This is a genomic window from Sinomonas susongensis, from assembly GCF_005877005.1.
Taxonomy (GTDB): domain Bacteria; phylum Actinomycetota; class Actinomycetes; order Actinomycetales; family Micrococcaceae; genus Sinomonas; species Sinomonas susongensis.
On sequence record NZ_SSNH01000007.1, the window covers coordinates 221659 to 240006 of the forward strand.

Sequence of the window (18348 nt, forward strand, 5' to 3'; positions counted from 1 at the left end):
GGCGCCCACCCTTACAAAGGCGGATCCACTTCACTGCTCAACCCGCCAAGCCCAAGCCAGTAGGACCCTCCCTGAAATCTTGCACAGGGCAGGGTCCTACTGGCTCTCGTCAGTAGGAGGCAGGGGTCCTGGCTGTCGGTCAGCTGCTGATGATCTGGGGTTGGCCGAGGTGCTTGAGGCCGTTGCCAACCTAGGCAGTAAGTCTGCCGAAAATGGGCGGCCATCTGCAGGTATTGGCGGATAGTGGGTCGCGATCGTGCACACTCGCCCCAGCCCGTGACGCGACGAGGTCTCAGGCTCTCTCGAGCTCTCGATCGCCCGCCCATGTCAGGACGCGGTGACCACACCATTCGAAGACCGTATCGAACCCCACGGCGCGCGAGATCTTCTCGACGTACACGGCCACCCCGCGGCCGGTCTCGTCGTCGCCGTGCGGGTGGGGGATCCCTTCCGTGTCGATCCAGCAGGGCACGAAGCCCGCTGAGGCGAGGCGGCCGCCGTGGAAGGTCGTCGTGGCGATGATCGTGTTCCGGCTCTCCGGGTGGAAGGGGTAGGTGGGCATGTCTGGGTCTGGGGCGAAGCCAAACATCCGCACCCGCCTTGCCGCCCACTCCATTCGTTCGGCTGAGTCGCCGCCTACCGGAGTCAGGGCGCGGGTGACGGTGACGAAGTTGCCCAGCCCGTGGAAGATCGGCGCGCCCTTGTACCACTCGATGCCACGCATGATGTGCGCATGGTGGCCGATGACGACGTCGGCCCCGGCGTCGATCGCGGCGTGAGAGAGCGGACGCTCGTAGTCAGCGAGGATCGCGGGCGTGTGGCCGATGCCCTTGTGCAGGGCGACGACTACGACGTCCACTTCCTCGCGGAGCGTGCGGATGTCACGCTGCATGGCGAGCTGGCTCTCCGGCGCGACGAACGTGTAGATGGTCGGTGGGCCCCCAGGCGTCGCGGATTCGAGTTCGTAGTGGGTGAGCACCTTGACGTACGCGGCGCCCGCCTTCTGGGACGCGGCCCACGAGTCCTTCGGCCCGACGCAGTTGTAGCTGAGGACGCCGACCCTGGTCCCGGACCTCTCGATGATCGCAGGAGCCTTTGCGGCGGCGAGGCTCGCGCCGCCGCCGGCGGTGATGAGTCCGGCCTTGCGTGAGTACTCGATGGTGTCGAGGACCCCTTCGGTGCCGACGTCGAAGAAGTGGTTCCCGGCGAGAGTCACAACGTCGAACCCCGCCTCGGCGACTGCGGTGAGGGCTTCGGGGTCCGCGGGGGGAGCCGGCACGTCGGTGCTCGACTGGATCGTGGCGTACGAGTGGGGGACCTCGATGTGGCCGATCGCGACGTCCGCCTCCCGCAGGATCGGGGCGCTGGGGGCGAAGAACGAGGCCGGGTTGGGCTCGTCGAGGACGAGGTCGCCCACGGCTGCAATGGTGATCATGAGGCCACCTTCTCCCGGCGCGCTTCGAGGAGCTCGTCGGCTTCTTCACGGAGAAGGAAGCCCTCCTCGACGAGCCGCTCGGTGCTCGCGCTGTAGTTACTCACATAATCCTCCTCGGACGCGTAGAGCCCGGCCAGCGTCTCCGGCGTGAACGGGACCATGTGCGGGATCATTGCCGCGACCTTCTCCGGGCTCCCCATCGGCGCCCACTCGGGTGGGAGGCAGTACCCCGGAGCCGGGGTGCTGTGCGGGGCGTAGGCGGCCCTCGGCACCTCGACCCACGGGGTGCGGACACCCCCGAGGACGTTGCCGAACTCGTCGCGGGCGAGGGGCATCCTCGAGCTCACTGCTGATTCGTCGGCGAAGGCGAAGCGCTCCGCCCTGGGTGCGGCAGTGCCGCTCGTGATCCACTCATCGAGGCGCTGGTAGAGGGCCCGCACGATGAAGTCCATGCGGGCGTCGCTCGGTTCCTCGTTGATCCTGTTGGGGGAGGCCTCGCCGCCTGCCGCCAGCCACTGCTCCGTGTTGGTCAGCGCCGAGTCGTTGTCGATCGCAGCGTGCGACGTGCCGGCAATCTCGTAGAGGCGGTAAGGGTCCTCGGGGCTGTCGCTGTCGGGGCGGAGGCTGTCGCGGTGCGTCTCCGCCTCGAATTCGCTGAGCACCTCGAAGATCGGCACGCCGTGGCCGAAGATGGTGCGACGCGGATCGTCGGCGGGGAGGGGAAGGCTCTGGGCCGAGAGCGGGGGGTAGCCTGCGAGGCCGGCTGATCCGGAGGAGATCCCGACGACGTAGCCGTCCACGGCGGGACGGCCGTCCGCGAGCCTGTACAGCTCGTGGAAGCCATCCTGAGCGAAGACGCGGCAGAAGCTGCCCGTGGCCGACCAGCCGGACATGACCAGGCGGGTGACCTCGCCGAGGGCCAATCCGCCGATGCCCAGCGCCCCGCTCCGCAGCGCGACCGCGACCTGGCCGAGGATGTCGTAGCCGAGGCCGTCGGCTGGAATGCATACGGCCCCGTACCGCTCAGGCTCAATGCGCTCTCGCAGCTGCTTCGAGACCTGCTTCGCCTGGGTGACACCGACCCATGTGTGGCCGTTGCGCAGGATCCAGGGGTGGATGGTGCGCCACGTGACGCCGCGGTCGAGGTTGGGGTGCAGGGGCTCGAGCTGGACGGCGCCGCTCGCCCGGGCCGGGTCGGCCGGGCGCCGTGTCAGGACCCTCGTCGTGTAGGGGTGCGCGCTCTTCCGGAAGGGGACGAGGCCCAGATCGTCGTCGTAGGCCCATTCGTAGGCGGTGCCGGAGAGAAGGTATTCCTCCTCAACGTAACCCCATTGATCGAGAGCGATGCCGTGTCCGGAAGGAAGGAAGCTCGTCCCGAACGGCAGCGAGTCCGGGGTGATGGCGAGAGGTCTGACGTCGAATGTCACGAGTGGTTCGCAGCCTTTCCTAGGGTCATTCGTTCGGGAAGCCGGCCTTCGTCCCCGACCGCATTGGACTTGGTCCCTGCGGTGCGCAGGGCGCGCTCGGCGTGCCGGGCCTCCCGTCGCTGGCGCTGCCGGGCGGGGTCCGGGACTGGAGCGGCTGCGAGGAGCGCGCGCGTGTACGGATGCTGTGGCCGCTCGTACACCTCGCGCGACGTGCCCTCCTCGATGATCTGCCCCTTATTGAGCACGGCCACACGGTCGGAGACGTGCCGTACGACCGTGAGGTCGTGGGCGATGAACAGGTAGCTCAGCCCGAATTCCTTCTGGAGGTCCGTCATGAGGTTGAGCACCTGCGCTTGGATCGAGAGGTCGAGTGCGCTCACGGGCTCGTCGCAGATCACGAGGCGGGGCCGGAGCATGAGGGCGCGGGCGATCGCGATCCGCTGGCGCTGGCCGCCCGAGAAGGTCGCAGGGTACCGGGCGCCGTCTTCGGCGCGCAGGCCGACGCGCTCAAGCATCGCTGAGGCCTCGCGGCGGGCGTCGGCGCGGTCGGAGCCGTGCGAGAGCAGGGGCTCCGCGAGCGAGTACCCGATGGTCTTCGTGGGGTCGAGCGAGCTGTAGGGGTCTTGGAACACGACTTGGAGCGACGAGCTGAACTCGCGGCGCTCCTTGCGCCCGAGGTTCCCGAGCTCGTGCCCGTCGAAGCAGATGCTGCCCTCGGTCACCGGTGCGAGGCCGAGGACGGCACGGCCGATCGTCGTCTTCCCCGAGCCGGACTCGCCCACGAGGCCGAGGGTCTCGCCCTCGTGGATGGTCAGGCTCACGCCGTCGACGGCGCGGCGGGTCTGCTTTCTCCCCATCCGGTACTCAACGGCGAGGTCGCGGATCTCGAGCAAGGGGTGGGTGCCCGTAGCGCTGCCGGCTTCGGGCGAGGGAGAGCGGTTCATCGGACGGCCTCCGGCACGAGTCGGCCTTCCGGCATGAGCTGGTCGGTGTGGATGCAGCGCGAGGCGCGTTCTTCGCCCACCTTGAGGAGCGGGACAGGAGCCGCGAGACAGTCCTCGGTCGCGAAGCGGCAGCGGGCCGCGAAGTGGCATCCCGTGGGCCAGTCTTTGGGGCGCGGGACGCTTCCGGGGATCGCGGGCAGCGGCTCGCCCTCGACGGCGAGGTGCGGGCTTGCCTCGAGGAGCGCCTTCGTGTATGGGTGCAGGGGGAGCTGGAACACCCGGTTGATGTCCGCGGTCTCGACGATCTGCCCCGCGTACATGACCAGCGCGCGATCGCACAGGTCGGCGACGACGCCCCAGTCATGCGTGACGAGGAGCACGGCTATGCCGTTCTTCGCCTGGAGCGAGCGGAGCAAGTCGAGGATCTCGGCCTGGACGGTGACGTCGAGCGCCGTGGTGGGCTCGTCCGCGATGAGCAGCTTGGGGTCGCCCGCGATCGCGGCCGCGATCGCTACGCGCTGCGCCTGGCCTCCTGAGATCTGGTGCGGGTAGCGCTTGGCGACGACCTCCGGATCCGGGATGTTGACGGCCGTGATGAGTTCGACGGCGCGCTTCCGCGCAGCCGCGCGGCTCACCCTCTTGTTCTTCATGCGGGCATGCGAGCGCACCACCTCGGCGAGCTGGTCGCCGATCGTGAAGGAGGGATCGAGCGCAACCATCGGCTCCTGCGAGATGAGCGCGATCTCCGTGCCGCGGAAGCGGCGCTTCTCCCGCTCGGGAAGCCCGGAGATCTCGTGGCCCTCGAGGGACACGCTGCCACCTGTGATCCGGCCGACCCGCTTCAGGAGGCCGAGCACCGAGAGTGCCGTGACGGTCTTGCCGCTCCCAGACTCGCCGACGAGGCCCACGCACTCGCCGCGGAAGATGTCGAAGGAGACGTTCTCCACCACCGTCGTGGCGGCGTCGTCCGCGCCGAAGGCCACGGTGAGACCGCGGACGGAAAGGAGCGCGGCGCTGTTTGGCCCTTCAAGGAGTGCCGCGGTGGCGTCTCGGACGACGGCGGCTGCCGGCTTCTGATCGGCAGTGGCACCGCGGCGCCTGGCCAGTCGCGTCCTGCCGGTTGCCGTTTTGGCCCGCTCCGAGGTCGCATCGCGGACGACGTCGCCGAGGAGGCCGAACGCGAGCACGGTGATCGCGATGACCCCGCCGCTGGGCACGAGGAGCCAGGGATTGGTCTGGATGACGGTCGCTGCGTCGCCGACCATGCCGCCCCAGGTCGGCGCTGGCGGCGGGACGCCGAGGCCGAGGTAGCTCAGGCCCGTCTGCACGCCGAGGGAGATCGCGGCGAAGATCGAGACGTGCACGATGATCGCACCTGAGGTGCGCGGCAGCACGTGCCGGACGGCGATCTGGGCGGGGCCGAGGCCGATCACCCGCGCCGCGTCGATGTAGAGCTCCTCCCGCACGGAAAGGACGTTGCCCCGGACTACGCGGATGAGGCCCGACGAGCCGAGCAGGCCGAAGACGATCATGGCCGCGGTCATGTTGCGGTTGAAAATCGTTAGGACGGCCAGGAGGATGATGATCACCGGGATCGACATGGCGACGTCGATCACGCGTGAGATCACACGGTCCACGCGGCCACCGGCGTAGCCCGCGAGCAGGCCGAACGGAACGGCGACGATGAGCAGTACGACGACGGCGGTTAGCACCCCGCCGAGCGAGTAGGCGCCGCCGTAGAGGAGCCGGCTCAGGACGTCCCGTCCCAGCATGTCCGTGCCCAGGAGGTGGGCCGCGTTGGGGCCTTTCCCGATCGCGTGCAGGTCTTGGAACAGCGGATCGTGCGGCGCGATCCACGGTGCAATCGCGCACGCAACGACAACGATCGCGAGGTAGATGAGGCAGGCGAGTCCGACGGGGGTCCGCAGGATCGCGTGGATGACGCCAGCCGGAGCTGCGCCGGCGCCTCCCGCGGAGGGACCCGCGGAGTTCTCGGTCGAGGTGGCGATGGTCATGCTGTCCGCACTTTCGGATTGAGGAGGCCGTAGGCAATGTCGACGCAGAGGTTGACGACGATGACGATGACGGTGAAGTACAGGGCCACGCCCTCGATGACCGGCAGATCGTGGTCGAGGGTGGCCTGCGTCGCGAGGCTGCCCATGCCGGGCAGGACGAAGACGTTCTCGACGAACACCGTCGCATCCAGGCTCGCAATCGCGTGGATTCCGATGACGCTCGCGACCGGGATCGAGGCGTTCCGGAGCGCGTGCTTGAGCAGGACCGACCACTCGGAGACTCCGGAGGCACGGAAGGTGCGGACGTAGTCGCGGTCGAGGACGTCGAGCACTGCCGAACGCGTCTGCTTCGCGATGGTGGCGATCCCCGCCAGGCTCAGAGCGCAGACCGGCAGGACGAGCCCCACAATCCAGTAGAACGGCGAGGTCATGAGGGGGGTGTAGCCCGTGGCGGGAAAGACCCTGAGCTTCACCGCGAAGAGCGTCACAAGGACGACGGCGACCCAGAAGTTTGGCAGCGCGAGCCCGGCGAGGGAGAGCGTGTCCACCACGCGGCCCAGAAACCCACCCCGCACGGCGCTGAGCATTCCGAACCCAATCCCGACGACCATGCAGAACAGCGTCGAGAGCGAGACCAGCGAGAGGGTTACCGGCAGGCGTTCCGCGAGTGTCGTGACGACCGGCTCGCCGCTGTAGAGGGACGTCCCGAGGTCCCCGTGGAACACGCCGGAGAGCCAATGGAAGTACTGCGCGTACCACGGCTGGTCCAGCCCGAGCTTATCGCGGAGGGCCGCGACCGCGTCCGGGGTCGCGTCGACGCCCAGAATGGTCTGGGCGGGGTCGCCCGGAACGAGCGACCCCAGCACGAAGACCACAAGGGACACGACCAGCAGCAGCGGGATCGACATCAGCAGGCGCCGAAGGATGAGCTGGGTCATGGTGGAGACTTCATTTCCTCAGTGAATTCGTCATCGGATATTTCTCGGACGCCGCGGCAGCCGCAGGGCGGGCGGTCAGCTGCCCAAGGTCCAGGCGAGGCTCGGATCGGGCGCCTCGGGGAGCGGGTTCGGGTTCGTAGCTGACACCGAGACGTTGTGGAGGTTCTTGCCGTTGAACCAGAGCGTCTGGGGCGCGTAGATGGGGACGATCCACGCGAGGTCCTCGAGGCGCTTCGACATCTGCTGGTAAAGGCTCGTGCGGTCGGAGTCAGTCGGAGCCGCGAGGGCCTGCTGGTACAGGGACTCGAGCTGCGGATCGGTCGAGTTCTCCGGGTTCTGGGAGACGCCGGTGGCAAGGTCCTGCTGGTAGAACTGCATCATGTCGGAGCCGGCCGTCGGGAAGATGGCGGCCGCGTACTTCTTGCTCACCACGCCCGAGGAGTACTGGGACATGCCCGTCGCCTCGACGTGGAGGTCTACCTTGATCCCAATCGCTCCGAGGGACTGGCTGATCGCCTGGGAAATCGTGGTGTTCTTGTCGAGGACGGAGGTCGTGATGACGGGCATCTCGAAGCCGCTCGCGTAGCCGGCCTCGGCCATGAGCTGCTTCGCCTTGTTCAGGTCGTAGGAGTAGCCCGGATCGTTGCTCATGTAGCCGTCCGTGCCGGGCAGCATGTCCTGGGTGCTCGGCTTGCCGTAGTCGCCGCCGAGGGCAGTGGCGAGCGACGCGCGGTCGAACGCGAGGGCGATGGCCTGGCGTACGCGGACGTCGGCCAAGGGCTTGCTGACCGAGCCGTCGCGGTCTAGGAGATTGAGCGACCAGTTGAAGAACGGAGCCGTCAGGATGTTGATCCCGGCCGCCTTCGCGGAGGCGGCCGTGTTCGCCGAGCCGCCCGCATTGTCAACCTGTCCGGTGGTGATCGCAGACAGGACCGCATTGGGGTCGCCGATGACTTTGACGTTGACCGTCTGGAACTTCTGGGCGGAGGGCTCCCAGTAGTTCGGGTTCTTTTTGTAGACGTAGGAGCTGTTCGTCACCGAGTCCTGGGAATCGAACGTATAGGCGCCGGTTCCCGCGCTCGTCTTGAGCAGCGAGGTGGGGTCGGCCACGCCCTTCGGGCTGATGATGAGCCCGAACTCGTTGTATTGGGTGAGGCTCAGGGCCGCGTCGGGATTCGGCTGCGCATACGTGATGCGGACCTTGTTCGTCCCGACAGCCTCGATCGACGAGATCTTCCCGGCGTGCGCGACCATGGGCCCCTTGGCACTGAGGAAGTACTTGAGCGAACCGACGACCGCGTTGGCGTCCATCGTGCTGCCGTCGTCGAACTTCACGCCGTCCCGGAGCGTGATCTCGAAGACCTTGTTCCCGGTCCCGACGTACTGCCAGGAGGTGGCCAGGTCCGGCACGAGTTTGCCGTCGCCCGAGAGGTAGACGAGCGGATCGTAGGCCAGCGCGGTGAAGATGGCCGACTCGCCGTTGCTTCCGAGAGCCGGGTTCAGACTCACGGGCGGGCCCGTGAACTGGACTGTGAGCTTGTCGGATGCGGAAGACGACGAGGTGGACGGAGCACCGCCGCTGCACGCTGTAAGCGCGACGGCGGCGACGGCCGCGGTTGCCGCGAGCTTGACGCCGACGACGGGGACGGATGGCAATCGAATCATGGGAGCTCCGTTGCTCGATGCATCGATGGGATGCAGGTCACAGGTGGTATTGCTCACAGTAACGGCACACTGCTAGCATCGTCAATGGGAAATAGATCAAGCGATCTGTCGAATAGATCGAGTGATCTAGAGGCCATGGATCTAGAGCAAGTGCCGCACGGATGGGGTACGGAAGGGAAGCCAGTGAACCGACAGCGTGGTGCCGAGGAGTCCGTTGAGCTGAAGCTCTATCGCGCTGCGCTAGAGCTGTTCTCGACGAAGGGCTTCCACAACACTGGAATCCGCGAGATCGGCTCCCACGCTGGCGTGAGCTCTTCGGTCCTCTACCACTACCTTGGCTCGAAGGAAGAGGCGCTCCGCGAGCTAGTGGCGGATGGGCTCAACAGGCACGCCGAGGCGTCCGAGGCCGCCGTTGCCTCTCTGGGGCAGCCTGAGGAGAAGCTCGCCGCACTTGTCGCAGTGCACGTCCTCGTCCCCGTCCAGCACCCGACAATGAGCTCGCTCCTGCAGCAGGAGAGCAATCTCCACGAATGGCCGGCCGAACTCGGACAACTCAGAAAGCGCACCCAAGACCTCTGGACCGAGACGCTCGAGGCCGGGAAGAAGGCCGGCGTCTTCGACTTTGGCTCGACGGCAGTGACGCGCAGCGGGCTCATCCGGTCGATGACCCTGGTCAACCAGTGGTATCGCCCGGAGGGCGAGATCGGTCTCGAGCAGCTCGTGGGCGAGTACTGGGACTTCGCCTTCGGGGCAGTGCGGGCAAAGCGCGGCAGGCGCTACCTGCGCGCCGTGCATCTCGCACGCCCGACCGTCGGGGAGATCCTCGGGCTCGTCCGGGACGCCCACGACGGCGCCTGGTGGTAATCCACTTCTAATTTCCTTGCGTTTTCTTATTTAGTTCTTCATTGTGGAAGGAATCCCATGCCGCTCATAAATATCGGCGACGCCGAACTCTACTACGAGGAATTTGGCTCCGGCGACGACATCGTCCTCTCGTGTTCGAGCGGCTTCACGGCAGGAACCTACCCCGAGCTTCTCGCCGCCGAGCCCACCAACTGCCGCGTCATCACCGTCCAGGCCAGGGGCTTCGGCAAGTCGACCCATCAGGCGAAGCCGGAGCAGGGGTGGCTCGACCAGTGGGCCGACGATGTCTGCACGGTTGCCGACAGGCTCGGCATCGAGAAGTTCATCTACACGGGCATTTCCCACGGGGGCGGCATCGGCTGGCATCTTGCACGCCGTCGTCCTGAGCGCCTCCGCGCACTCATTTCCGTCGTCGGCACCCCGCATGATCGCGCGGGCGGCGTCGACTCATCCGGGGGGCGCCGGAAGATCGTCGAGGGCCGGCGGAACCCCGAGGCGATCGCGGAGCAGTTGCGGATCATGGCGGGCTGGTCGGACGATCCCGAGCGCATCGCGTGGCGCGAGAAGTACATCGAGGAGCGCATCGCCTTCATGACATCCTGGGGCGAGGACGAAGCCACCATCAATCAGGGCAAGCCGTTCCCCGACGACCGACGAGGAACTTGAACAGATCTTCCAGGCGATCAACGTCCCTGTGCTCATCCTCGGCGCGCTTCGCGACGGCGTCATCTCACCAGAGTCATGCCTCCGTGCAGCCCGCCACGTCCGGGGCGCCAAGGCTGTGCTGTTCGAGGACGAGGGGCACTGGATCGGGCGAGAAAGCCCCGCACGCCTGGTCCGCGAAGTCGCTGTGTACCTCGAGGAACTGCGCCTCGCCGAGAGCGGCCTGCCCGTCGGGCTCCCGACTGAGTCCACGTATGGCGGGCCCGGTGCTGCGGGATCCGCACAGGCAGGGCACTAGGAATGGGAAGTCCGATGAATCGACCACTCGACGGGTTGACCGTCATCGATCTGACTACCGCGCTCGCGGGTCCATACGCGACGCTACTGCTCGCAGGGTTGGGCGCGAGGGTGATCAAGGTGGAGAACCCGGCTACGGGCGGCGACGCCTCCCGCAACAACTCTCCCTATCTCGGCCACGAGGGCCTGCGCGTGCAGCGCTCGTCCGAGGACGACATGTCCGTCTCGATCCTCTCCCGCGGCCGGAACAAGGAAAGCATCACGCTGGACCTCAAGGATCCCCGCGGGCGGCAGGTCCTCTTCGACCTTGCTGAGAAGGCCGACGTCCTCGTGGAGAACTACAGCGCGGGCGTCACGTCCCGTCTCGGGATCGGGTATTCGGACCTCGTCGACGTCAATCCACGCCTCATCTACACCTCCATCAGCGGCTTCGGCGCCACCTACAAGGGCCGCAACGGAAAAGCGATGGACACGATCATCCAGGCGCTCAGCGGCGTCATGATGACGGCGGGGGAACCCGGGGGAGGGCCGGTCCGGTTCGGCCTGCCCGTCGGGGACCTCGTCGCGCCCATGTTCGCCGTCATGGGCACCCTCGCCGCGGTCATCCAGTGCGGTGCTACCGGCCGGGGGCAGCACGTGGACGTCTCGATGCTCGGGTCCCTGACCTCGCTCGTGGCCGCGGAGCCCTTCGACGCGTTCGAGATGCTCGGCCTTCCGCTGAGGACGGGCGAGTACGTCCCCCGGCTCGCGCCGTTCGGGACGTTCCAAGCGAGGGACGGCTGGTTCGCCCTGTGCGCGCCGACAGACAAGTTCGCCCACGGAGTGCTCGCAGCAATCGGGCGGCCGGAGCTCGCCTCCGACGACCGCTTCTCCCGCCGGGACGGGCGCGTACACCACTCGACCGAACTGCACGCGATGATCGCCGAATGGGCTGCCGGGCTCGACGTGCGCGAGACGATCGCCGCGCTAGAGACGAACGGTGTCCCCGTGGCCGAGGTACGGCATCCGCTCGACGCCGTGCACGACCAAGGCGTACGGGACCGCGGGGAAGTGGTCGCGCTCCGGCACCCGTCCGGCGAGACCGGTGTCGAACTGTTCGGGCCGGGCCTTCCGTTCGTGATGTCCGATGCGGAGACCACGCTTGACCGCCCGGCCCCGCGGCTCGGCCAGCACAATGACGAGATCCTCCGCGGTCTGCTCGGTTATAGCGAGGCCCAGGTCGACGAGCTCAAGCGCAGCGCGGTCCTGTGAGCACGGGCCCTGTGAACCCGGGGGAAGCGCTCGGAGCAGCCGCCGACCTGTACACAAGCCGAGTTGAGCGCGCGCGCGAGGAGGCGGCCGCGGGTCGCGCCGTCGTCGGCTTCGTCGGAGCTGACGTCCCGCGCGAGCTCATTGCCGCGGCAGGTGCCGTCCCACTGCGCCTGCACAGCCGGCCGGGCTCCGCCTCCGCTGAGGCCAAGGACCTACTCGGCGAGGCCATCGATCCGGTCGCGCACTCAATCTTGGGGCAGATCCTGGCCGGGGAGCTGGACTTCCTTGCCGGAATCGCCTTCTCGCGCGACTGCAGCGCGTCGCTCCAGCAGTTCTACGTCGCGCGCCAGCTCGCCTTCGGCCGCGAGTCACTGCCGCCTGTCCACCTCGTGGACCTGCTCCACCTCCACCGGGACTCGACGCTGCAGTACGACCGCAGCGAGGTGCGGCGCTTTGCCGAGACCCTCGGCCGGTGGACCGGACGCGAGATCAGCGTTGAGAGCCTGCGTGAGTCCATGCTGGCCTACCGAGAGCTCGGGAAGCGACTCCAGGAGGCCCAGAGGCTCCGTCACGGGGGCCGGCTCTCCGGAAGTGCGAGCCTGCACCTGTTCGCGGCAGCCGAGTCCCTGCCCCCGCAGGATGCATTCGCACTCGTCGACGCCGCCGTGCGGGATTCAAGCGATGTCTCCGCATCCGACAGTCCGCGGATCTTCTTCTCAGGCAGCGGCCAGGACACCGATGTGCTCTACACGGCGCTCGAGGCACTGGGGACGCATGTCGTCGGCGAGGACCACGACTGGGGCCAGCTTCGCCTTACCGTGACCTGCGATCCGAATGCCTCGGACGACCTCGAGGGCCTCTTGGCCGAGCTCTCGCGCGCCTATCATCTCGGCGGCCCGGCCGCGCCGACGTCGGCGATGGGGGAGCGCGCACGCTGGACGGTCGACCAGGCCTGCCTAGCGGGGACGGAGTTCGTGCTCTGCTACACCCGGGTCTTTGATGACGCCCCGGCGTGGGACTACCCCCTCCAGCGCGAACTCCTGGCGGCAGCGGACATCCCGTCCGTGCTGCTGAACCGGCAGCCCGTCGAATTCGCGCTCCCGGACATCCACCGGGCCCTCGCGCCCTTCCTCGAACTCACCACGGCGGGACAGCCATGACAAGAAGACGCCTCACCTCGGCGCAGCGGGCCTCCGCCTACCAGAAGCAATGGTTCGCAGGCCTGCGCGAAGCCGCGGCCGAGGGCCAGCCGCTCGCCCTCGTCAATGCCGACGCGCCGCAGGAGATCCTGCGCGCGATGGACATTCCATACGTCGTCAACCAGTGGTGGGCCTCCGTGGTCTCCGCCAAGCGCATGGCCGACCGGAGCCTGGACGCCCTGCGCGAGCGAGGGTTCCCTGACTATTCGCGGCAGTACGACGCGATCGCGTTCGGCGCCGCACAGCTTCCTCCGGACGAAGCGCCGTGGGGCGGCCTCCCGACGCCCGACTTCGTCATCGCCGAGACGAGCGGGGACTCCGCGCGGAAGGTCTTCGACCTGTGGGCCGAGAACGGGCACACCGAATTCTTCGCGTTCGAGCGAACCTCCGCCGTCAAGGTCGCCCCCCGCTGGTGGGAGCTCGTCCCGCGTGAGTGGGAGGACGTGTTCGGCACCGAGCGCCTCGACCTCATGACCGCCGAGAACTGGGAGCTCGTCGGGCTCCTCGAGCGGCGCACCGGCCGGAAGTTCGAGATCGAGCGGCTCGTGCGGGTCATGGAGCTCGTGAACGAGCAGGCCGAGTGGAACCGGCGAACGCGCGACCTGCTCGCGGCCACCCGTCCGGCGCCGATCGGGGTCCACGACATCATCAACAGCGTCATGATTCCGCAGTGGCACCGAGGCACCGAATGGGCCCGCGATGCTGCCAAGACGCTGTACCACGAGGTGCGCGACGCCGTCGACCGCGGGGAGGCCGTCTCCCCCGGCGAGAAGGCCCGGCTCATGTGGATCGGCCGCGGCCTCTGGTTCGACATGGACATCTACTCGCGCTTCGAGCGCGAGTTCGAAGCGGTCTTCGTGTGGTCCATGTACCTCGCAATCGCCGCTGACGGGTACGCCCGCTACGGCGACGACCCCATGCGGACTCTCGCCGCCCGGTTCGCCGGCATGACTGACCAGCTCTACACCCCCGGCTGGGCTGAGGGCTGGTACGTCAAGGAGGCGCTCACCCACGGCGTCGACGGCGTTGTCCATCTCGTCGCCGACGACGTGCCCGGGGCGCACTTCACAACCGAAGCCCTCGAGGCGGCGGGCATCCCCGTCCTCGAAGTGCACGCGAACAACGCAGACCCGCGCTCGACCGACCCCGCGGCCTTCAGCGCTGCCATCGGCGACTTCTTGGGCACACGGGTCGGGGCGCCGGCCTCAGGGGGGTGATCTCGACTGGGCGAGCCCATGGCGCCGGTTGCGCATGCAGGGCTGCTTGAATGGTGGGGTGAACGCAGCGCAGCCCGCCCCCTCCATCATGTACGTGGTGAAGCAGCTCGAGTCGGCCTCGAGGGCGGCACTCGATGAGCTGCTCCGGCCGGCAGGGGTCACTGCGCTCCAATACACGGCCCTCACCGTCCTGGAGCGCCGGCCGGACATGTCCCAGACCGATCTCGCCCGGCAGTCGTTCGTGCGGGTACAGTCGGCGGCGGATCTCGTCTCGGCGCTGGTCCGGCGGGGCCTCGTCACGCGGCGGAAGGACCCGGACGGCGGGCGGCGCTTGCTCCTGTCACTGACTGCGGAGGGCAGGGCGTTCCTCGCCGAGTACGTCCCGCAGGTCCTGGCGATAGAGGACCGAATGCTCGAGGGCCTGGATCCGGCAGACCGCCAGGCCTTTGTCTCGGTGCTGCGCTCGTGCAGCGACAATCTCCGCGCGGGGCTTGTCCAGCACCGCTGAATAACCTCGACCGACACAATTCCGCTTGACACCATTGACACCGTCGGGTTGCGGTGTTTGCATTTGTGTATCAGGAAGCCTGACACGCCGGTCCATTCGGAGAATAACCATGAGTGCACATTCTGAGCTCGACCTCGGCACCCCGGATTCCTTCGATCCCTTGGAACCCGAGGAATTCGATACCGCCCACACGGCCTATGCGCGCGTCCGCGGGACCTGCCCGGTCGCCCATTCGCAGCGCTATGGGGGATTCTGGGCGCTCTTCGGCTACGACGACGTTTCCGGCGTGCTGTCGGATCCCGCGACGTTCACGACAAGCGTCCAGAACACGGTTCCGCGGTTCGCGTTCACCGGGCGGCGGCCGCCGCTCCACTTCGACCCGCCAGAGCATTCGGCCTACCGCCGCGTGATCAACCGATTCTTCACCCGAGCCAAGATGGAGGCCATCGCGCCCACGGTGCGGGCCATCGCGGCCACGATGATGGCCGAGCTCATCGGCCGGGGCGAGTTCGACGTCGCAGTCGACTACGCTCAGAAGTTTCCTGCCCACGTCTTCGCAGAGTTCTTCCACCTCGATCCCGCCTTGGCGGAGACCATCAAGGAGATCAGCGCTCGCTACGTCGCCGCGATCCAGGTCGTTGACGACGAGAACGTCGTCAAGCTGAGCCGACGGCTCTACGAGATCGGCCAGCTCGTCATCGACGAGCGGATCGCCCACCCGATGGACCCCGCCGAGGACCTTACGACGGCGCTCCTCGAGGCGGAGTATGAGGACAAGCCTCTGCCACGGGACATGGTGCTGGGCTGTGTCCGCCAACTCCTCGTGACCGGGATGGTGGCGCCGAGCGTCTTCATCGGCTGCATGTTCGTCCACCTCGCACGTGACCGCGAACTCCAGGCTCGTCTGCGTTCCGACCCGTCGCTCCTGCCCGCTGCAGTCGAGGAGTTCCTCCGCCTCTACACCCCCTACCGTGGCATGGCGCGAACCGCTCGGCGCGATGTGGCCTTCGGCGACACCGTGATCCGCGAAGGCGAGCCCATTGCCCTCGTATATATGTCGGCCAACCGCGACGAGAAAGTGTTCGGAGACGACGCCGGGGAGTTCCGGCTCGACCGCGAGAACATCAAGAAGCACATCGCCTTCGGCGGCGGTCCGCACACATGCCCCGGCGCGCCACTCGCGAGGATCATGTTCCAGGTGACCCTCGAGGAAGCTCTTTCCCGCACGAGCGACTTCGACCTCGCGGGGCCGATTGCCATGGCGCGTTGGGCCGAGTGGGGGACCAATTCGGTTCCGCTCCGAGTGGTCCCGGCGCCCGTGCCGGCGGGGGAGGCCTGATGGCCACCCCGCGCGAGGGCCTTGGTGTCTCCGCGACTATCGCCGAGTACGCCGCGAGCATGACGGCGGAGGGCGTCCCGCGGGCGGCCATAAGGTCGGCGTCGCTCTCCCTCATGGATCACCTCGGGGCATCGCTTGCCGCGACGACGCTCGGCGAGGGCTGCGAGGCCTTCGTCGGACTCGCGGCGGACGAGGCGGGGACCGGCCATAGCACCCTCCTCGCGAGTGGTCTAAGAGTGCCGGCTGCCGCGGCGGCGTTGGCAAACGGGGCGCTTTCGCACGCGCTCGATTTCGAGGACTCTGTCGACGGGCTTCCGGTTCATCCGAACGCTCAGGTCATCCCCGCCGTCCTCGCCCTGGCCGAAGATCGGGACGCCTCGGGGGAGAGGCTGCTGACCGCCATCGCCGTCGGCTGCGATCTGACAGCGCGCGTCGCGGCCGCGGGTGGCGACCTTATGGCGCGGCGCGGCTGGTACCCGCCACCGCTCGCAGGAGCCATTGGGGCGACGGTCGCGTGCGCGAACCTCGTAGGTCTCTCGCCGGCCCAGACGCTCGATGCGCTCTCCCTCGTCCAGCTCCAGGTGAGCGCTCCGGGTGAGATCAAGCACGCACCAGAATCGACGCTCCGCGGCGTGCGCGACGCCTTCGCAGCCCACGCGGCTGTGCGATCAGTCGCCCTCGCCGAGCGAGGGGTCCGCGGCTTCGACGAACCGCTCGAGGGCCGGGCCGGATTCTTCACGGCTTACGCCGGTGAAAGCTGGGACGACGAGGAGCTGCTCCGCGGGCTCGGGCGGGCCTTCCGCGGAACCGAGGTCAGCTACAAGCCGTGGCCGAGCTGCCGCGGAACCCACGCCTTCCTCGACGCGTGCGTCGAACTGCACGGGACCGTCGCCGTCCAGGACATCGAGGCCGTCGAGCTGCTCGGGGCACCAGTGAACACGATGCTCGCCGAACCCCGCTCCAGCAAGATCGCGCCGAAGACCGCGATCGACGCCAAGTTCAGCCTTCCCTTCACCACGGCGACGGCGCTAATCGACGGCACCATCACCCTCGCCTCGTTCGCACGCGAGGCGTTGGCGAGGCCGGACGTGCTCTCCCTAGCAGAGCGCGTGACCTTTGTGCCCGACCCGTCGTTCGACGTTCCCGAGCGCATGACGGCGGGGCGTACCACGGTGCGATTGACCGGCGGCCGCACGATCGTCGTCGACACCCCCTACCCGCCGGGAAATCCAGCGGCACCGTTGGGTCTCGACACCCTGCGCCGGAAGTTCGTCGACTGCGCCACCCACGCCAGGACCACGCTCGCCGATCCTCACGCCTTCGCCGATAGCCTTCTGGCCATCGCCTCAGCTCCGAGCGTGCGTCAGGTCATGGCCAGCCAGTTTCCCGCCCCCCAGCCAGCCGACGCCGTCGTCGGCTAGGCCGCACACCATCAGGAGCCCTCCCATGCCCGTTGAAATCTCATTCGTCGGCGACCTCATGCTCTCCGCCCCCGATCCGGCGCGCTTCTTCGCCGATTCCCGCCACCTCTTCCTCGGCACGGATGTCGCGATCGGGCACCTCGAATGGCCTCACACGGACCGGGGCCAGGTATGCGTCGTGGATATTCCGGCCGCCGCCAACCCGCCCGACTACCTCACCGCCCTCTCCGAGAGCGGATTCCATGCGGTCACGATGGCCGGCAACCACATGTTCGACCAGGGGCCTTTCGGGATCTCAGACGCTCTCGAGAAGCTTGACGAGCTGGGTATCGCGCACGCCGGTGCGGGAATGGCCATCGCCGAAGCCCGACGGCCCGCCGTCCTCGAGGCTGGCGGCCTGCGGATCGGCGTGCTGAGCTACAACGCGGTCGGCCCGCGGGAGTCTTGGGCGACACCGGTAAAGGCCGGAGTTGCCCCCGTCCGCATCGTCAACCATTACGAGCTCGACATCGCATCGCCGGGCAGCGCCCCCGCGGAGTTCACGAGCGTGGACCAGGAGTCGGAGGAGGCGTTCCGTGCGGACATCGCGGCCCTCCGTGACGAGGTCGACGTCGTGTGCGTCTCGCTCCACAAGGGCATGGGCTTCGTGCGCGCGAAGCTCGCCCAGTATGAGCGGCCGCTCGCGCACGCGGTCGTGGACGCCGGAGCAGACGTTGTCATCGGCCACCATGCCCACATCCTGCGCGGCGTCGAGGTCTACCGGGGGAAGCCGATCTTCCATGGGATCAACCACTTCGTCGCCGGCTACACCGAGGAGACCAATCCGCTCGGTTCCCACGGAAAGCGGCCGCGCCCCAAGAACGCCCCAAGCCTCGACTTCTTCACGCCTGACCCGGGGACTGCGCCCTTCCCTTTTCCGCGCGAATCGCGGCACACGATGGTGGCCAGGATTGTGGTGGACCACGAGGGCGTAGTGGAGGCCGGCTTCGTGCCGTGCTGGATCGAATCCGACGCCCGGCCCGTACCGCATGTCGGTGACGCTCAGGCAGCGGAGACGATTGACTACGTCCGCTCAATTACAAAGGAGGCCGGCCTCGAGGCAAGCATCCTCGAGGGGCCGAAGGGCGCCGTCTTCCTTCAGCGCCTGTCCTAGTGTTTCCAGTTC

16 protein-coding genes are annotated in these 18348 nt (G+C 67.8%); 10 read left to right on the forward strand and 6 right to left on the reverse strand.

From position 1 onward, the window contains the following. Nucleotides 1-292: 292 nt before the first annotated feature. From E6A21_RS11530 to E6A21_RS11555, 6 genes are all read right to left on the reverse strand, one after another. Entirely contained in the window at nucleotides 293-1435 is a 1143-nt protein-coding gene (locus tag E6A21_RS11530) for a CapA family protein (RefSeq protein WP_138444284.1), read from the reverse strand. After that, nucleotides 1432-2862, reverse strand: coding sequence for an alpha/beta hydrolase domain-containing protein (locus tag E6A21_RS11535; protein ID WP_138444285.1), 1431 nt, complete (start codon nucleotides 2860-2862; stop codon nucleotides 1432-1434). Before E6A21_RS11535 ends, E6A21_RS11530 begins: the two co-directional genes overlap by 4 nt. Next, nucleotides 2859-3806: an ATP-binding cassette domain-containing protein gene (locus E6A21_RS11540; protein ID WP_138444286.1), complete on the reverse strand. Its 948-nt coding sequence runs from the start codon at nucleotides 3804-3806 to the stop codon at nucleotides 2859-2861. Before E6A21_RS11540 ends, E6A21_RS11535 begins: the two co-directional genes overlap by 4 nt. Continuing rightward, nucleotides 3803-5821 carry a dipeptide/oligopeptide/nickel ABC transporter permease/ATP-binding protein gene (locus tag E6A21_RS11545; RefSeq protein WP_138444287.1) on the reverse strand — a complete coding sequence of 673 codons (2019 nt, stop codon included), beginning with the start codon at nucleotides 5819-5821 and terminating at the stop codon, nucleotides 3803-3805. Before E6A21_RS11545 ends, E6A21_RS11540 begins: the two co-directional genes overlap by 4 nt. Further along, nucleotides 5818-6759, reverse strand: a complete 942-nt coding sequence (locus E6A21_RS11550; RefSeq protein ID WP_138444288.1) for an ABC transporter permease — start codon at nucleotides 6757-6759, stop codon at nucleotides 5818-5820. The genes E6A21_RS11545 and E6A21_RS11550 overlap by 4 nt, the downstream gene beginning before the upstream one ends. A gap of 75 nt (nucleotides 6760-6834) precedes the next feature. After that, nucleotides 6835-8424 carry an ABC transporter substrate-binding protein gene (locus tag E6A21_RS11555; RefSeq protein WP_138444289.1) on the reverse strand — a complete coding sequence of 530 codons (1590 nt, stop codon included), beginning with the start codon at nucleotides 8422-8424 and terminating at the stop codon, nucleotides 6835-6837. Nucleotides 8425-8607: 183 nt separating this feature from the next. Between E6A21_RS11555 and E6A21_RS11560 the strand changes: the two genes are divergently transcribed. The 10 genes from E6A21_RS11560 (at nucleotide 8608) to E6A21_RS11600 (ending at nucleotide 18336) form a co-directional block, all read left to right on the forward strand. Next, nucleotides 8608-9288 carry a TetR/AcrR family transcriptional regulator gene (locus E6A21_RS11560; RefSeq protein WP_171041371.1) on the forward strand — a complete coding sequence of 227 codons (681 nt, stop codon included), beginning with the start codon at nucleotides 8608-8610 and terminating at the stop codon, nucleotides 9286-9288. 57 nt (nucleotides 9289-9345) lie between these two features. Then, nucleotides 9346-9954: an alpha/beta fold hydrolase gene (locus E6A21_RS11565; RefSeq protein ID WP_212745925.1), complete on the forward strand. Its 609-nt coding sequence runs from the start codon at nucleotides 9346-9348 to the stop codon at nucleotides 9952-9954. 28 nt (nucleotides 9955-9982) lie between these two features. After that, nucleotides 9983-10249, forward strand: coding sequence for an alpha/beta fold hydrolase (locus E6A21_RS18025; RefSeq protein WP_212745926.1), 267 nt, complete (start codon nucleotides 9983-9985; stop codon nucleotides 10247-10249). Between the two features lie 14 nt (nucleotides 10250-10263). Then, the gene (locus tag E6A21_RS11570; RefSeq protein ID WP_138444291.1) at nucleotides 10264-11499 is read left to right on the forward strand and encodes a CaiB/BaiF CoA transferase family protein; all 1236 of its coding nucleotides are present in this window, start codon (nucleotides 10264-10266) and stop codon (nucleotides 11497-11499) included. Next, nucleotides 11496-12659: a 2-hydroxyacyl-CoA dehydratase family protein gene (locus E6A21_RS11575; RefSeq protein ID WP_138444292.1), complete on the forward strand. Its 1164-nt coding sequence runs from the start codon at nucleotides 11496-11498 to the stop codon at nucleotides 12657-12659. The genes E6A21_RS11570 and E6A21_RS11575 overlap by 4 nt, the downstream gene beginning before the upstream one ends. After that, nucleotides 12656-13915 carry a 2-hydroxyacyl-CoA dehydratase family protein gene (locus tag E6A21_RS11580; protein WP_138444293.1) on the forward strand — a complete coding sequence of 420 codons (1260 nt, stop codon included), beginning with the start codon at nucleotides 12656-12658 and terminating at the stop codon, nucleotides 13913-13915. Before E6A21_RS11575 ends, E6A21_RS11580 begins: the two co-directional genes overlap by 4 nt. 58 nt (nucleotides 13916-13973) lie before the next feature. Continuing rightward, nucleotides 13974-14423, forward strand: a complete 450-nt coding sequence (locus tag E6A21_RS11585) for a MarR family winged helix-turn-helix transcriptional regulator (RefSeq protein WP_212745927.1) — start codon at nucleotides 13974-13976, stop codon at nucleotides 14421-14423. 109 nt (nucleotides 14424-14532) lie between these two features. Continuing rightward, nucleotides 14533-15762: a cytochrome P450 gene (locus tag E6A21_RS11590; RefSeq protein ID WP_138444295.1), complete on the forward strand. Its 1230-nt coding sequence runs from the start codon at nucleotides 14533-14535 to the stop codon at nucleotides 15760-15762. Beyond that, nucleotides 15762-17183 (forward strand): MmgE/PrpD family protein, encoded by a 1422-nt coding sequence (locus E6A21_RS11595; RefSeq protein ID WP_138444296.1) that lies wholly within the window; start codon nucleotides 15762-15764, stop codon nucleotides 17181-17183. Before E6A21_RS11590 ends, E6A21_RS11595 begins: the two co-directional genes overlap by 1 nt. Nucleotides 17184-17208: 25 nt before the next feature. Next, complete coding sequence (locus tag E6A21_RS11600) at nucleotides 17209-18336, forward strand: CapA family protein (protein ID WP_138444297.1); 1128 nt, start codon at nucleotides 17209-17211, stop codon at nucleotides 18334-18336. Nucleotides 18337-18348 lie beyond the last annotated feature (12 nt).

Bases quoted from the DNA above. Each gene is read 5' to 3' on its own strand.
- E6A21_RS11530 (WP_138444284.1), bottom strand. From the start codon at position 1,435: ATGATCACCATTGCAGCCGTGGGCGACCTCGTCCTCGACGAGCCCAAC.
- E6A21_RS11540 (WP_138444286.1), bottom strand. From the start codon at position 3,806: ATGAACCGCTCTCCCTCGCCCGAAGCCGGCAGCGCTACGGGCACCCAC.
- E6A21_RS11545 (WP_138444287.1), bottom strand. From the start codon at position 5,821: ATGACCATCGCCACCTCGACCGAGAACTCCGCGGGTCCCTCCGCGGGA.
- E6A21_RS11550 (WP_138444288.1), bottom strand. From the start codon at position 6,759: ATGACCCAGCTCATCCTTCGGCGCCTGCTGATGTCGATCCCGCTGCTG.
- E6A21_RS11555 (WP_138444289.1), bottom strand. From the start codon at position 8,424: ATGATTCGATTGCCATCCGTCCCCGTCGTCGGCGTCAAGCTCGCGGCA.
- E6A21_RS11565 (WP_212745925.1), top strand. From the start codon at position 9,346: ATGCCGCTCATAAATATCGGCGACGCCGAACTCTACTACGAGGAATTT.
- E6A21_RS11570 (WP_138444291.1), top strand. From the start codon at position 10,264: ATGAATCGACCACTCGACGGGTTGACCGTCATCGATCTGACTACCGCG.
- E6A21_RS11580 (WP_138444293.1), top strand. From the start codon at position 12,656: ATGACAAGAAGACGCCTCACCTCGGCGCAGCGGGCCTCCGCCTACCAG.
- E6A21_RS11590 (WP_138444295.1), top strand. From the start codon at position 14,533: ATGAGTGCACATTCTGAGCTCGACCTCGGCACCCCGGATTCCTTCGAT.
- E6A21_RS11595 (WP_138444296.1), top strand. From the start codon at position 15,762: ATGGCCACCCCGCGCGAGGGCCTTGGTGTCTCCGCGACTATCGCCGAG.
- E6A21_RS11600 (WP_138444297.1), top strand. From the start codon at position 17,209: ATGCCCGTTGAAATCTCATTCGTCGGCGACCTCATGCTCTCCGCCCCC.